We start from the raw sequence: 16,415 nt of genomic DNA, 5'->3' as shown, positions 1-16,415 counted from the left end.
AAAATAAATGACCTATGCTAAAAAAGCATTTCTATCTCTGCTTTGTTTCGTACTAATTTTGGTGACAGCAGCTCCAGCTGTGACCCAAGCGGCTACGACAATTAATGATGTCCCAACAAATAACGGTAAATACAAAGCTATTTCGTGGGCAGTCGATAATGATCTACTCTCATTAAATAGCGCTAATAACTTTTTACCTAATGAGCAAATAACTGATCGAGAGCTTGTTGTAATGTTTGCTAAGCTCGATAAGAACTATGCATTAACATATAACGAAAGTGTCGCATATAACTTTTACAGTGAGTTTTATTTACCGTTCAATGGTACTTACACAACAGCAAATCGTTCGAAAGCTGTTACACGTGGACAATTTGCGCGTATATATGCTGCCTTTAAAGGTTTAGATTTAGACGAGCCTCAGGCAGTTCAATATTTATACACAAATGATATTTCAACAGGAAGCACTGGTAAAAAGACATTTGCCGATTTCGATCCTTCTACAAAGCTGACTCGTGGAGATATTGCTGAATTTTTATATCGCAGTGTACAAAACGGCAACTTTGCTGTACTAGGATTAAAACGTGCAGCAGCAGGTCGTGATAATGATAAAATCACATTACCGCCAGGCTTCATGGGCTCAAACAACGCAGAATTTGAAGTGCCAAAAGATAATTCTAATGATTTTACTGGACCAGAGTATGTGAATAATGCTCTTCAAAGTATTGATGTAGAAAAACCAGATTTAATTGCAAATAATCAAGATTCAACGCTCATTACTGTATCTTTAAAAGCTTGTAATGGTGATCCAATACCTGATGATAAATCTTATACATTCCGTGTAACTTCGTCATATGGAGCAAAAATCGTTGACACATCTGGTGAGGCTGTTCGAAATGTACAATCAGATGGCTCTACTGTCTCTGCAATTGTTATAGCACCAAAATTAACAAAATCTGTACGTGATACAATTACATTTGAGCTTATTAACAACACAGATCCTGGTATGAAATGTCTTGTAGGTGAGAAATTGAATGCACATGTACGTTACTCACCTCAGCCAGAAATGCGCATTGATTATCAAGTGTATGATCCAGCAAACACGGATGATGAAAATGGAAATGTCACACCTCCATATGTACCGTATGAAAAATTACCAACTTTCTTTACTGAAAACATTATTAACGTTCATTGGATTAATCCAGAAGAAAAGCTATTTAGTATTGGACAGCAAACGAATGTAACAAATAGTTTAGGAAATGTGGAAAATAAATATTTACAATATGGTGGCAGTGATAAAAATTACCCTGCATTAGGCTATGAAAATGCCATCTTACAGTTTGAGAATTATAATATTTCTGTTTGGCTATTCGAAACAATTATTCAAAAACGCTTAAAGGATTCTATTAGTGATAAGATTGAAATTATGTATATGATTTCAGATGATGGGCGTCCTATTTACCGTATTCAAGGAATCGATGATGCGATTGCCTCACAGGTTGAGAATATTAATCCAGTCGGTTCTATTATTCAACTTATGGGCTATATGCCAGACGAAAAACAGCTGACGCTCGAGCATTATGATAGTGTCATGAAAATTTATGCAATTCTTACAAGCTTAAGTAACTATGATCGAACAGTATTATTAAAATACCAAGGTGGTAAATTACTCGGTCAAGTAGAAGCCTATAAAAAACGAGTGGAAGCATTAAAAGAAAGTGCAGATGCGGCATCAAGACCATCGGGTAAAGATCGTTATACGAAGGTTATGGTTACATTAGTAAGACCAGGTGGAGAAATTATTACTGATTACCAAGGAACAGTGAAAATTAAATTTGATGGTGTTGAGAAAACAGCTTCATTTGTGACAAATACTTCGGATTATGTAAATCACACAGGAAGCCCAGGGACAGCTGTAGCGTACTTTGATTCGGTTATTTATGGAAAATCAAAAGCTGAAGCAACATTAGTTAATAAAATAGATCCTCGTTATGCAACAATATTGAAGGATTTTAAAGATAAAACAATACCAAAGGAAATTTTCACAAATCCTTACTTTAGTAAAAATTCTTGTTCTTTAGCAACAGAAGTTGCTTACGTAGTTGATTACTCTGCTTCCATGAAAGCTGCTGATCAAACAAATTATCGTGGTAAGAAGATGATGGAAGTAATCAATCAAATTAAGGCTAAAAATAATATTGTTATTGAAACAAATACAAAAGCTACTGTTCTTGGAGAGGGCAGCACAGACAATGTCTTGAAAAAAGATCTATATAAAGCATCAAAAGAGAAGGGTGCTACAGATATTTTTGCAGGTATAGATCTCGCTCTGTCTAAATTCTCAAATGACTCGAAAACTTCAAAAGCTATAATTGTCGTATCAGACGGTAAAACAAGTAAATCTAAAATGACAAAAGTGCTGAACGATGCGAAAAATAAAGGGGTTAAGGTTTACACTGTAAGTATCGGTAAAAAATCACAAGTCAATGATGCAATTTTAATGCAACTGGCTACTGAAACTGGTGGTACTTATTACCACGCTAATGATAACTTACAATTACATCAAGTTTTCCAAAAAATTATTGATGCAATTTTATGTAAAACTGCGCCTTCAAGTTGCGTGAATCCTGAAGATTTATTTGAAGAAGCGACAGTCACTCTACGCAAAGGCAATATTACGATGAATGCAAGAATCGATGGTAATTGCTCAAATGTTGCAAAGATTAATGTACGTTTCCCTTCTTTAAGTGGAGATGTGCAATTTGAATTGACAAAGCGTAGTGATAATGTCTACATGCTAACAAAAACAGTGCAAACAATGCAGGACTTCAAAGTTAATAATGAGATTGAATTCGTAGCATATGATAAAGACGGTAAAATTATAACTACTAAAACTGTGACAATCGCAAATTAATAGATAAAAGTTAAGCTGAACTAATAGACAAAATTAGTTCAGCTTTTTTTGATTTTATATACTTATTACCATAACGTGGGGTTGATTTCCGTTGCACCTCCAATTCAATCAACTTATCTTCATCATATAAGTCAAAAAAATTTATCCTAACCTTCGAAATGAAGCTTTTATTTAGTTAATTTATTAAATTTGGCAATAATACACCTAAAGATACTTTAAGGTGATGATTAATGTACAGAAATGTTTATCTTAATTTAGAATTAGGGAACAATAGTTAAGAAAGTAAATTTAGCCTTGTTAAAAATAATAATTCAACATAGGCATTTTTCTTACGTCAATAATAATTAAAAGAACAATAGAGTTGTAAGATTTGGTTTAACTTTATTGTTTATTCCGAAAGACATATTTACCTAAAAAAAATAAAATAATTGATTATCCTTATTCCAACGTGAAAGTAATAGTTTGTACGTATGAATAATTAGGAATTGCCTTTAGGAATCTTCAATATCAATCATCTTTTATTTGTTCATCATCAGAAGATAGGAATGCCTTTAATAAAACGTATATCATGTGAATAAGTTGATTGGAGTGGAGACTGAGCGACTCATTGGGGATCAGCGTCACAGATGAGACCCTGCAGCGAAGCGAAGCGGCTCATCGGACGCCCCCGGGAAAGCGCCCAGTCGGAACGGAAATCAACCAACGTTTTGATAATGAGAGAAAATGTTCTGGAAAACATTAAATTTGAAACAGGAAGTATAATTTGTTACACTTAGTTTATAATAATTCTAATGTAGATAACGAATTTTAGTTCTTCATGACATGTTCACAAATTATTGATGAACTCTTGTCGAACTGTGCTATAATGAGATTTGTTAATTAGAACGTGAGAGGTGTTATTCATGCATACCATCGTAGTAGGCTTGAATTATAAAACGGCGCCAGTTGAGATTCGTGAAAAGTTATCATTCATAGAGAGTGAACTACCACAGGCAATGGAAGCGCTACAGAAGCAAAAAAGTATATTAGAAAATGTTATTGTTTCGACATGTAACCGCACAGAAATATATGCAGTAGTTGATCAATTGCATACCGGACGTCATTTTGTAAAACAATTTTTAGCGAATTGGTTCGACTTACCTGTGGAGACATTTTCTTCGTATTTAACAATTCGTGAAGAAGATGAGGCAATCGAACATTTATTTAAAGTGACTGCTGGAATTGATTCGATGGTACTTGGCGAAACTCAAATTTTAGGACAAGTACGAAAAAGCTTCTTAAATGGACAAGAGATTGGAACGACAGGAACGGTTTACAATCAGCTATTTAAACAAGCAGTGACATTTGCGAAGCGTGCACATAATGAAACGGCTATCGGTGAGAACGCGGTATCTGTCTCTTATGCAGCAGTTGAATTAGCGAAGAAAATATTCGGATCTTTACAACGGAAACATGTAGCAATTTTAGGTGCAGGGAAAATGGGGGAACTTGCTATTGAGAACCTTTACGGTAGCGGTGTAGGAAAAGTAACCGTCATTAACCGTACGTTCGAAAAAGCAGAAAGTTTGGCAGCTAAATTTGACGGTGAAGCAAAATCTATGAAGGAACTACAATGTTCGTTATTAGAAGCGGATATTTTAATTACGTCTACAGGTGCAACAGATTATGTTATTGACTATGAATTGATGCAATTTGTTGAACGTTTACGTAAAGGTAAACCATTATTTATGGTCGATATTGCAGTTCCTCGTGATATTGATCCACGTGTTGGAGATTTACCAAATGTTTTCTTATATGATATAGATGATTTACAAGGCATCGTCGAAGCAAACTTAGCAGAACGTGAACGTGCTGCGGCTGATATTTCATCGATGATTGGCAAAGAGATTGGGCAATTTAAAGATTGGGTTGCAACTCTTGGCGTTGTCCCTGTCATCTCGGCTTTACGTAAAAAAGCGAATCATATTCAAGAAGAGACAATGATTAGTATTGAAAATAAAATGCCAGATTTAACGGATCGAGAACGTAAAATTTTAAGTAAGCATACGAAATCTATTATTAATCAATTGTTAAAAGAACCAATTTTACAAGCTAAGGAAATGGCAAATTCACCAAAAGCAAATGAACAGTTACGTTTATTCCAACAAATTTTCGGTATTGAGGATGCTGTGGAAGCTGAAGTTACTGTGATGACAGAACAAGAGCTTGAACGCAAAAAACGCGTACAGTCATCACAAACTTCCACTGAACCAAAGTATTCTTTCTAAAGATAACTATGTGTTCGGGGTGTAACTTTAGAATTATTAGTTGTTCCTTCGAGTTTCTTTCTCGTGAACGAGATTTTCTACTGATATTAAATGAGGCGTTTTCGTATCTGTGTGGTAAACTAAGGATACGAAAACGTTTTTTTCTAGGCTAAAGTACATTACTTTAGCACTCTCAAAATAAAGAAGGGATGTCTATTGGCTGATTTGACAATGACAAGGCTCTATGAAGTAATGATTGTCTTGTATGGGATCAGTCTAGTATGTTACTTTACTGATTACTTTTATAAACAAATAAAAGCAAGGCGGATTGCTTTTTGGCTTGTCTCATTCGTATGGGTAATTCAAAGTGCCATTATACTATTAACTTTTGTGGGAACGAAGCGTTTTCCGATTTTATCGTTGTCAGAAGGGATTCTCTTTTATTCCTGGTTGCTCGTGACATTATCAATTATTTTACACTGTATTGCACGGGTTGATCTACCGGTGTTTATTATTAATATACTAGGATTTTTATTTGCTAGTATCTTTACTTTTATGCCGAAACGGTCAACAGGAGTAGTTAGCGATACTTTAATTTCGGAATTGCTTTTTATTCATATATCATTTGCAATATTATCGTATGCAATGTTCTCGTTAACATTTGTTTTTGCGATATTGTATTTAGTATTATATCGTTTGCTAAAAAAGAAAAAATGGTCACATTTATGGACAAGGTTACCATCACTACAGCAGACGAGTAACTGGATGAATGTTTCATTTTTCATTGCTATTCCAGTGCTATTTGTAAGTTTAGTTTTAGGGTTTGAATGGGCACTACTAACGCTAGAGAGTTTTTCAATTTTTGATGCGAAGATTATTGGGTCCTTTATTATTTTAATTTTGTATTGCTTTATATTGTATGTGAATCGTAAGAGTAAGCTGACAGGGACAAGTTATGCGTGGGTACATATATACGCTTACCTATTAGTTGTTGTTAACTTCTTTTTAGGAAGTAGTTTATCACGATTCCATTTATGGTATTAGAAGAGAGGTTGGAGACTGTTGAGAAAAATTATTGTAGGTTCTAGGAGAAGTAAGCTAGCTTTAACTCAAACAAATTGGTTTATCAATGAGTTAAAAGCTGCTGGTGTACCATTTGAATTTGAAGTGAAAGAAATTGTGACGAAAGGTGATCAAATTTTAGATGTGCAGCTATCTAAAGTAGGTGGTAAAGGGCTTTTCGTAAAAGAAATTGAACAAGCACTTTACGACAAAGAAATTGACTTTGCTGTTCATTCTATGAAGGATATGCCTGCAGTACTGCCTGAAGGATTAGTAATTGGCTGTATTCCACCACGTGAAGATGCGCGTGATGCATTTATTTCAAAAGGACATGTGAAATTTGCCAATCTTCCAGCAGGAGCTGTTGTTGGGACAAGTTCTCTTCGTCGCAGTGCTCAACTTTTAACAGTCCGTCCAGATATAGAAATTAAATGGATTCGTGGAAATGTGGATACACGTTTAGCTAAACTTGAAACTGATGAATACGATGCTATTATTTTAGCAGCAGCTGGACTAAAACGCCTTGGCTGGAGCGATGATGTAGTTACTGAGTTTTTACCTGTTGAAGATTGTTTACCAGCAGTAGCACAGGGCTCTCTAGGTATTGAATGTCGTGGAGACGATACGGAGCTATTAACAGAATTAGGCAAGTTAACAGATAGCATTACGTGGCAAGAAGCGCATGCAGAACGTGCTTTCTTAGCTGCTATGGATGGAGGCTGTCAAGTACCTATCGCAGGATACGCAAAGTCTAATGGGGAAGAAATTACATTAACCGGACTTGTTGCTGCTCCAGACGCTTCAGTTGTTTATAAGGAAACTGTTGTGGGCACTGATGCGGAAGCAGTTGGAAAAGAGCTTGCTGAAATTTTAACGAAGCAAGGTGCTTTTGAATTAATTCAACGAGTAAAGGCAGAGCAAGATGCAAAATAATTTACCTTTAGAAGGTAAAACTATTATTTTGACAGGTACATCTAAAACGACAACAATAATAGATGACATTACAGCTTTAGGTGGCCAAGCAGTAATTGCCCCATTGATTGAAACTTGCGAGCTGATCAATAGAAATGATGATATGCAACTAGAGTTTGCGCGTCAATTTGAATGGCTCATTTTTACGAGTCAAAATGCTGTAGAAGCTTTTGCTAGTAAGATGCGACGATTTAGTGTAAATGCAGCGCATTTTCCAGGGAAAATTGCTTCTATTGGTACTAAAACTACTACAGCCCTAGAACAGCTAGGATTCCATGTGAGCTTTATGCCTTCTATATTTAGTGCAGATGTATTTGTTCAAGAATTTCCTAGTGTAGCAGGTAGCAATCCTACATGTCTATTTATTCGTGGAGAAAAAGCGAAAAAGACATTGAAGGAAGGGCTGCCCTTTAAATTGAAGGAATGGACAGTTTATGAAACGATTGAGCGACACGACCAAAAGCAATTAATGATTGAATGTATCCGCGCGAATAGCGATGTCACAGTGATTTTTGCTAGTCCTTCCGCTGTTGACGTCTACGCCAAGGATGTAGCTTCGGTAGTTGGTTGGGAGGCAGTACGTGTAGCCGTAATCGGTCATATTACAGAAGCAGCTATTTTGAATCACGGTGCTATTGTGGATGTTATGCCGAGCGTATATACAATGCAAGCAGTCATCGAGGAAATAACGAAAGTAGGAGAAAGAAAATGACAAAATTACAATTTCAAAGACATCGTCGTTTGCGTGCAAATGCTGCCATACGATCAATGGTAAAAGAAACATACTTACACAAAGAAGATTTAATTTATCCAATCTTCGTTATTGAAGGCGAAAACATTAAAAATGAAGTATCTTCTATGCCGGGAGTTTTTCAATTTTCATTAGATAAACTTGAAGCTGAGATTGATGAAGTTGTTGCTTTAGGTATTCCTGCGGTTATTTTATTTGGCTTACCTGTAGAAAAAGATGCAGTCGGAACTGGTGCATTCCATGATCATGGTATTGTGCAAGAAGCAACACGACTTATTAAAGCTCGCTACCCAGAGCTTTTAATCATTGCAGATACATGCTTATGTGAATTTACAGATCACGGTCATTGTGGCGTAATTGAAGGCGATCAAATTTTAAATGATCCTTCATTAGATGTTTTAGCACGTACAGCAGTATCACAAGCAAAAGCCGGTGCGGATATCATCGCTCCTTCCAATATGATGGATGGATTTGTGGCTGCCATTCGTGCAGGTCTAGATGAAGCAGGCTTTGAAAATGTTCCGATTATGTCATATGCCGTAAAATATGCATCTAGCTACTATGGTCCATTCCGAGAAGCAGCTGATGGTGCGCCTCGATTTGGTGATCGTAAATCATACCAAATGGATCCATCGAATCGTATGGAGGCATTCCGAGAAGCAGAGTCGGATATTGCAGAAGGTGCAGATTTCTTAATCGTTAAGCCAGCTCTAAGTTATTTAGATATTATTCGAGATGTAAAAAATAACTATACATTACCGATTGTTGCGTATAACGTTTCTGGTGAATATGCAATGATCAAAGCAGCGGCTATTAATGGCTGGATTGAAGAGAAAAAAGTAGTGCTTGAAACGTTACTTAGCATGAAACGCGCAGGCTCAGATTTAATTATTACGTATCATGCTAAAGATGTTGTACGTTGGTTGGAGGAGAAATAAATGACGCGTTCTTACGAAAAATCAAAACAAGCTTATGCTGAAGCAATTAACTTAATGCCAGGCGGTGTTAGTAGCCCAGTACGTGCATTCAAATCCGTAAATATGGATCCAATCTTCATGGAATCTGGTCACGGTGCTATTATTAAAGACATTGATGGCAATGAATATATTGATTATGTATTATCATGGGGACCTCTTATTTTAGGTCATTCACATCCTGAAGTTGTACAAGCAATTGCAGAAACAGCAGCGAAAGGCTCTTCGTTTGGAGCGCCTAGCTATACAGAAAATCGATTAGCCAAATTAGTGTTAGATCGACTTCCTGGTATGGAAATGATTCGCTTCGTGTCTTCTGGTACAGAGGCTACGATGTCTGCTTTACGTGTGGCTCGTGGTGTTACAGGACGCGATAAAATTTTGAAATTTGAGGGTTCTTATCATGGTCACGGAGATTCCTTACTAATTAAGGCAGGCTCAGGGGTAGCTACATTGGGCTTACCTGATAGTCCAGGTGTCCCAGCGGATATTGCACGTAATACGTTAACAGTAGCGTACAATGATTTAGAAGGAGCAAAACTAGTTTTCGAAAAGTTCGGTTCAGAGCTTGCGGCAGTAATTGTTGAGCCAGTCGCAGGAAATATGGGCGTTGTACCTCCACTACCAGGCTTCCTACCAGGCTTACGTGAATTAACAAAGGAACATGGATCATTGTTGATTTTTGATGAGGTTATGACAGGCTTCCGTGTTGACTATGGCTGTGCACAAGGTTATTTTGATGTAACACCAGATATGACAACATTAGGAAAAGTAATTGGCGGTGGACTTCCTGTCGGCGCATTTGCAGGGAAAAAGGAAATTATGGAGCAGGTAGCACCAGCTGGTCCAATCTATCAAGCTGGGACATTGTCAGGGAATCCATTAGCAATGACGGCAGGCTATGAAACATTATCTCGCCTTGATAATAGCTCTTATGAATACTTCAAAAAGCTAGGAGATCAATTAGAGGCTGGTTTCCGTGAAGCAGCAACGAAATACAATATTCCGCATACTGTAAATCGAGCTGGTTCAATGATAGGTTTCTTCTTTACGAATGAAGATGTTATAGATTTTGATTCAGCAAAAACGTCTGATTTGCAATTATTCGCTGAATACTTCCGTCTAATGGCAGAGGAAGGTATCTTCTTACCGCCATCTCAATTTGAAGGTTTATTTATTTCTACCGCACATACAGAGGAGCATATCGCAAAAACAGTTGATGCCTTCCATAAAGTATTTGCACAATTAGCAAGATAATAGGTTGTTACAAAATAGCATGCTAGAAGAATTTTCTGGCATGCTATTTTTTGTGGTTTACTAATGTTATTTGCCTTTGTCTGCAATGGCTTATATTTTTGCGGTTCATTACCAAAAGTTGTGTATGACTTTTGTTAAAACGTCTACTATGTAAATTAGTTGATTGGAGTGGAGACTGGGCGACTCCTTGGGGATCAGCGATAGAGGAACGAAGGCTAAAACCATCACATCCTGTGATAACGCCTTCGTGACCAACCTCGTGTTGGCCCGAGACCCTGCAGCGAAGGGGCTCATCGGACGCCCCCAGGAAGCTCTGCTCTGCGCGAAAGCGAAGCGTCAGCGGCAATGTTTTAACTGTGCGAAAGCGTAGCGACAGCAACAAATGTTTTAACTGTGCGAAAGCGTAGCGACAGCAACAAATGTTTTAACTGTGCGAAAGCGTAGCGACAGCAACAAATGTTTTAACTGTGCGAAAGCGTAGCGACAGCAACAAATGTTTTAACTGTGCGAAAGCGTAGCGACAGCAACAAATGTTTTAACTGTGCGAAAGCGTAGCGACAGCAACAAATGTTTTAACTGTGCGAAAGCGTAGCGACAGCAACAAAGCACCCAGTCGGAACGGAAATTAACCACACGTTTTGGTGATGATCCATTTTTCCCCGTTAAATGACAATGAATGTATGGTCGCTTCCGCTTGAAAAAATTTTTATTAAAATTATAACTTTCAGCATAGCCAAATTGTGGGCGAAATCGTATATAATAGAGCTATTCGTAAAAGAAAGTAGTGAATTGATATGGCAACTGGCACACATATGGTCGAAGTACCCGTAGGAATTGAAAATGTATGGGATTTCGTCAGTGATATGGAAAAATGGGCAAAGCTTGTCCCAGGTTATAATGCACATGAAATGATTGATGAAAAACATTCAAATTGGACGTTTAAAGGCAATGTTGGTGTTTTGAAAAAAACAGTACAAGTAGAGATTACTATTTTAGAATGGGTAGAGCCTACAAAAGTAACATTCGAATTAAAAGGACTTTCTGATAACTTTTCAGGAAACGGTTATTTCCTAGCAGAAAGTATTGATGCAGAAAATACAAAAATGACAGGCTTTTTAGAAGTAACTGCAGGAGGATTAGCTGGTCCGATTTTAAATCCAATCTTTAAGCCGATTGTACCTAAAGCAACACAAATGTTAACAGATCGTGTAGCAAATAAAATTAAATTGGTGAATGTATAATACCGCTGTTAACTTCTTTCAGCGGATGTTCAAACACTCGTTAAAATAGGGGAACTCAGGCTAAAAACTTCACATCCTGTGAAAATGCCTGAGTGACCATCCTTGGTACCGCTGACGCTTCACTTTCGCACAGGCAAAAAACACGTTGCTGACGTTGCGTTAGCACTACGCTTTCGCGCAAAAACATTTGTTGGCCCAAAGCCCCTGGCGGATGTTACGGAATCGGCTTTGTACAAGCACAAAGCCGATTCCAGACGCATTATGCCGAGGCATAATTGATATAAACAGTAAAAAGGCATGCTAGACGTTCTAGTATGCCTTTTTTAGGCTCATTATTGGGGCTGATTTCCATTACGGCCGGGGCGCTCCCCTTGGGAACAATACAAAATCCGAATGCATTGTATATCTTCAAGAAAACAAAAAGTGACAGCTATATTTTTACGCCAAGACGAAATGGATTAATCATCCTATAGCATACTATCCTTCGGAACTTCATATGATGCAAGGGGAGGGATTATTATCGAACAGAAAACTTGGAATATGAGTGAAACTTTTTGTTTTCCTGGTTATGGCAGTCCAACAGAAATAGCAGATGTACAAATTAAGCCACGGTGGCAGACGATGCAGTTAGAAGATTCTCTACGTTTAATGGGTATCTATCATATCACAGCGCATGTTCGTTTTGATTTTCAAGACATGAAAGCTTTCCTTGATGATGAAGAATTAGTACAAATTAATGCTCTCGATATTCAAGGGGATACTGGTTATTTTGAGTATGCAGTTCCTTTAAATGTGGATTTACCAAAGGAAGCAGCTATTGAAGATTTAACGGTAAAGGATGTTCGACCTAAATTGACGAATCAGATGTGTCAGCTCGAATGGACGGTTACAAGTATTTTTAATGAGCCTGAGCCAGCATTCGCTTTAGAAAAACAGCCTGTTACTGTCAATGCCTCAGCTCAAATAGAGAAGGGATCCCCTATAAAAGAAACGGCAGCTGTAGTAGCTTCGATTCAAGAAGAAAAACCTGCGGCTGTAGTAGCTTCGATTCAAGAAGAAAAACCTGCGGCTGTAGTAGCTTCGGCACAAGAAGAAAAACCTGCGGCTGTAGTAGCCTCGGCACAAGAAGAAAAAACTATAGCTGTAATGGCTTCGACACAAGAAGAAAAATCTGCAGTTGTAACAACTTCAGAACAAGAGGAAAAATCAAAGTTTGTAACATTTGCAGTAAAAAAGGAAAAGTCTGAAGCAATAGTAGCTTCAGACAAAAAAGAAAAGCCTGAATCAGCTGAGCAAAAAACAATGTTGAGGGAATCCTCAAGTCATATTGTAGTCCGTGAATCCAGCTCCTGGCATGAAGTTCCATCGATGATTTGGGATTTAACGGAAGATTATACACCGCTAAAGGTTCGTGTTTCAAATGACTTCATTCAAAAGTAAATAGCATAGAAGTAGCAGGAGCAATAAGATGATAAAATCTCCAGATGTTGGAATGATGATGACACGTATAAACTGAAAAACACAAATTGGTACAATTATCGTTTTGCAATAAAAACGAAATTGTCGTAACCATGGTGGTAAAAGCCAAGGATTATACTTACGTCGTCGCATTTGAATTTTCACTTCCTTTTCTAGTAGTGCTTCCTAAAAATGACTAAATCACTTGAAAAAATGCACGATTTTGCGGTACAATGTGAAAAAGTCGAATATAGATGCTATGACAGGGAAGAGTAAATTATTAGTACATTTTAAGAGAGGAAACGGTAGCTGAAAAGTTTCTATTTGTACCTAATTGAATGTAGCCCTCGAGCAGCTTTAGTGAACTAACAGTAGTTAAAGCCGGTTAAACACCGTTACCGAATTGAGAGCCAGTAGTAAAAGGTTTAAGCGAGTAGTACATTTTTTTCTGAAGAAATGTGTGGCAGCTTAACTCGCCTCTGCTGGAATTAAAGGTGGTACCGCGAATTTAAACTCCTTCGTCCTTTTAGACGTTAGGAGTTTTTTTTATTTTCATTAATCTTCTGGTACATGTGCCTCTAGCTGAGACATAAAAACAGAACGATTGGTACGATCTCACACCGGTAAAATTATTAAGTCAACAGGAGGAGTCAAAATGACAGAAAACATTTCAATGCCTACAAAATATGATCCGCAGTCCATTGAAGCGGGTCGTTATGAATGGTGGTTACAAGGGAAATTTTTTGAGGCGCAGCCTACAAGTGATAAGGAGCCTTATTCTATCGTTATTCCACCACCGAATGTAACAGGTAAATTACATCTTGGTCATGCTTGGGATACAACATTACAAGATATTTTAATTCGTATGAAGCGCATGCAAGGTTACGATGCACTGTGGTTACCAGGAATGGACCATGCAGGTATTGCAACACAGGCAAAAGTAGAGGCCAAACTACGTGAAGATAATATGACACGTTATGATTTAGGGCGTGAAAAATTCCTAGAAAAAACATGGGAATGGAAAGAAGAGTATGCTGGGCATATTCGCGATCAATGGGCGAAGCTTGGTCTTGCATTAGATTATTCTCGTGAGCGTTTCACACTAGACCAAGGTCTTTCCGATGCAGTTAAAACTGTTTTCGTTCAATTATATGAAAAAGGCTTAATTTATCGCGGTGAACGCATTATTAACTGGGACCCTGCTGCAAAAACAGCCTTATCAGATATTGAAGTTATTTATCAAGATGTTCAAGGTGCATTCTATCATATGAAATACCCATTAGCTGATGGCTCAGGATATGTGGAAGTTGCGACTACACGTCCTGAAACAATGCTAGGTGACTCTGGGGTAGCCGTTCACCCGAAAGATGAGCGCTATCAACACTTAATCGGTAAAACAGTTATTTTACCAATCGTTGGCCGTGAAATTCCTATCGTAGCAGATGACTACGTAGATATGGAATTTGGTACTGGTGTTGTAAAAATGACACCAGCACATGATCCTAATGACTTTGAGGTTGGTAACCGCCACAACCTTGAACGCATTCTTGTTATGAATGAAGATGGTACAATGAACGAGCTTGCTGGCAAGTATAACGGTATGGATCGCTTTGAATGCCGTAAGCAAATCGTAGCTGATTTACAAGAATCGGGCGTGCTTATTCGTATTGAAGAGCATACACATTCAGTAGGTCACTCTGAACGTTCTGGTGCTGTTGTAGAGCCGTATCTTTCAGCACAATGGTTCGTAAAAATGCAACCACTAGCGGATGCTTCACTTGCTCTTCAAAAAGATGAAGAAGGAAAAGTGAACTTCGTACCATCTCGTTTCGAAAACACATATTCTCGTTGGATGGAAAACATTCGTGACTGGTGTATCTCTCGTCAGTTATGGTGGGGTCACCAAATCCCAGCTTGGTATCACAATGAAACAGGTGAAATTTACGTAGGAAAAGAAGCACCAGCAGACGCAGAAAATTGGACACAAGATGAAGACGTTTTAGATACATGGTTCTCGTCAGCACTATGGCCATTTTCTACAATGGGTTGGCCAGATGAGACAAATGAAGAATACAAACGTTACTATCCAACAAGCACACTTGTAACTGGTTATGATATTATTTTCTTCTGGGTTTCTCGTATGATTTTCCAAGGTCTTGAATTTACAGAGCAACGTCCATTCAAAGATGTTTTAATTCACGGTTTAGTACGTGATGGTGAAGGACGTAAGATGAGTAAATCACTTGGCAATGGTGTAGACCCTATGGACGTTATTGATCAATATGGTGCCGATTCATTACGTTACTTCTTAGCTACTGGATCTTCACCTGGTCAGGATTTACGCTATACAACTGAAAAAGTAGAAGCAATTTGGAACTTCTCTAACAAAATTTGGAATGCCTCTCGTTTTGCTTTAATGAACATGGAAGGTATGACATTTGATGAAATCGACTTAACTGGTGAAAAATCAGTTGCCGATAAATGGATTCTAACTCGCTTAAATGAAACAATTGAACGTGTAACATCTCTTGCAGAACGCTACGAATTTGGCGAAGTTGGCCGCGAGCTTTATAACTTTATTTGGGATGATTTCTGTTCTTGGTATATTGAAATGGCGAAGTTACCGTTATACGGTGATGACGAAGCAGCTAAGAAAACAACTCGTTCTATTTTAGCTTACGTTTTAGATCAAACGATGCGTCTATTACATCCATTCATGCCATTCATTACAGAAGAAATCTGGCAGCACTTACCTCATGAAGGTGAATCAATCACAGTGGCAGCATGGCCAACTGTACGTACGGATCTTCATTTTGCTGAGGAAGCAGACAATATGAAGCTCCTAATGGATATTATACGTTCAGTACGTAATATTCGTGCGGAAGTAAATACACCTATGAGCAAAAAAGTACCGCTATACATTTCAGCGAAAGATGTTGCAACGGCTACAGTGCTTGAAGCCAATAAAGCCTATTTAGAAAAATTCTGTAATCCAGAAACGCTAACAATTGGAGAAAGTTTAGAAGCTCCTGGTCAGTCAATGACAGCAGTAGTTACTGGAGCTGAGCTATTCCTACCTCTTGTTGGACTTATTAATCTAGAAGAAGAAATTGCTCGTCTTGAAAAAGAATTAGAGAAGTGGGCAAAAGAAGTCAAACTTGTAACTGGTAAGTTATCGAATGAAAAATTCGTGTCCAAAGCGCCAGAAGCATTAGTAAATGCAGAACGTGAAAAATTAGCCGATTACGAAAGTAAACATGCGGTTGTATTAAAACGTTTAGAAGAACTGAAAAATATGTAAGATTGGGACAGCGGATGGCGAAAGTCATCCGCTGTTTTTTGTATGCAACAAAAGATATGTGTTGTTTTAGGTGAAAATATTTAGTAATTAGATCATGTGGGAGCACTATGGTACACAACAACTACAATAGTATGAAATCAACTTAAAAACACATTGATTCTCACTTTTTAAAGTGTTTTTATGTGTGTTTTTAGCTTTCATTCAAAGTATAAGAGTTTTTTTCGAAATGTATGTGTATTGGG

At 37.7% G+C, this 16,415-nt stretch carries 10 protein-coding genes and 1 other annotated feature; all 10 genes read left to right on the top strand.

Annotated elements, in window-relative coordinates; translation table 11 throughout:
• The first annotated feature begins 7 nt into the window (after nt 1-7).
• The 10 genes from C7Y47_RS12230 (at nt 8) to C7Y47_RS12180 (ending at nt 16,173) form a co-directional block, all read left to right on the top strand.
• Complete coding sequence (locus C7Y47_RS12230) at nt 8-2,911, top strand: vWA domain-containing protein (RefSeq protein ID WP_142509033.1); 2,904 nt, start codon at nt 8-10, stop codon at nt 2,909-2,911.
• A gap of 902 nt (nt 2,912-3,813) precedes the next feature.
• On the top strand, nt 3,814-5,178 hold the full coding sequence (hemA, locus tag C7Y47_RS12225; protein WP_142509032.1) for a glutamyl-tRNA reductase: 1,365 nt from the start codon (nt 3,814-3,816) through the stop codon (nt 5,176-5,178).
• A gap of 195 nt (nt 5,179-5,373) precedes the next feature.
• Nucleotides 5,374-6,201, top strand: a complete 828-nt coding sequence (ccsA, locus tag C7Y47_RS12220; protein ID WP_142509031.1) for a cytochrome c biogenesis protein CcsA — start codon at nt 5,374-5,376, stop codon at nt 6,199-6,201.
• Between the two features lie 18 nt (nt 6,202-6,219).
• A complete protein-coding gene (gene hemC / locus C7Y47_RS12215) occupies nt 6,220-7,152 on the top strand; it encodes a hydroxymethylbilane synthase (RefSeq protein WP_142509030.1) in 933 nt (310 codons plus the stop codon).
• Nucleotides 7,142-7,903 (top strand): uroporphyrinogen-III synthase, encoded by a 762-nt coding sequence (locus C7Y47_RS12210; RefSeq protein ID WP_142509029.1) that lies wholly within the window; start codon nt 7,142-7,144, stop codon nt 7,901-7,903. Before hemC ends, C7Y47_RS12210 begins: the two co-directional genes overlap by 11 nt.
• A complete protein-coding gene (gene hemB / locus C7Y47_RS12205; protein WP_142509028.1) occupies nt 7,900-8,880 on the top strand; it encodes a porphobilinogen synthase in 981 nt (326 codons plus the stop codon). The genes C7Y47_RS12210 and hemB overlap by 4 nt, the downstream gene beginning before the upstream one ends.
• Nucleotides 8,881-10,173 (top strand): glutamate-1-semialdehyde 2,1-aminomutase, encoded by a 1,293-nt coding sequence (gene hemL, locus C7Y47_RS12200; RefSeq protein WP_142509027.1) that lies wholly within the window; start codon nt 8,881-8,883, stop codon nt 10,171-10,173.
• A 794-nt stretch (nt 10,174-10,967) separates the two neighbouring features.
• Nucleotides 10,968-11,414 carry a CoxG family protein gene (locus C7Y47_RS12195; protein WP_142509026.1) on the top strand — a complete coding sequence of 149 codons (447 nt, stop codon included), beginning with the start codon at nt 10,968-10,970 and terminating at the stop codon, nt 11,412-11,414.
• Nucleotides 11,415-11,954: 540 nt separating this feature from the next.
• The gene (locus C7Y47_RS25655) at nt 11,955-12,854 is read left to right on the top strand and encodes a valyl-tRNA synthetase (RefSeq protein ID WP_255505153.1); all 900 of its coding nucleotides are present in this window, start codon (nt 11,955-11,957) and stop codon (nt 12,852-12,854) included.
• Between the two features lie 268 nt (nt 12,855-13,122).
• Nucleotides 13,123-13,401 (top strand) — a binding site (T-box leader).
• 126 nt (nt 13,402-13,527) lie between these two features.
• Nucleotides 13,528-16,173 carry a valine--tRNA ligase gene (locus tag C7Y47_RS12180; protein WP_142509025.1) on the top strand — a complete coding sequence of 882 codons (2,646 nt, stop codon included), beginning with the start codon at nt 13,528-13,530 and terminating at the stop codon, nt 16,171-16,173.
• Nucleotides 16,174-16,415: the final 242 nt, after the last annotated feature.

It is taken from the genome of Lysinibacillus sphaericus (genome assembly GCF_006864135.1).
GTDB lineage: Bacteria > Bacillota > Bacilli > Bacillales_A > Planococcaceae > Lysinibacillus.
The sequence above is the reverse complement of the archived record's forward strand: the minus strand, read 5'-3'. Positions and strand labels throughout refer to the sequence as shown.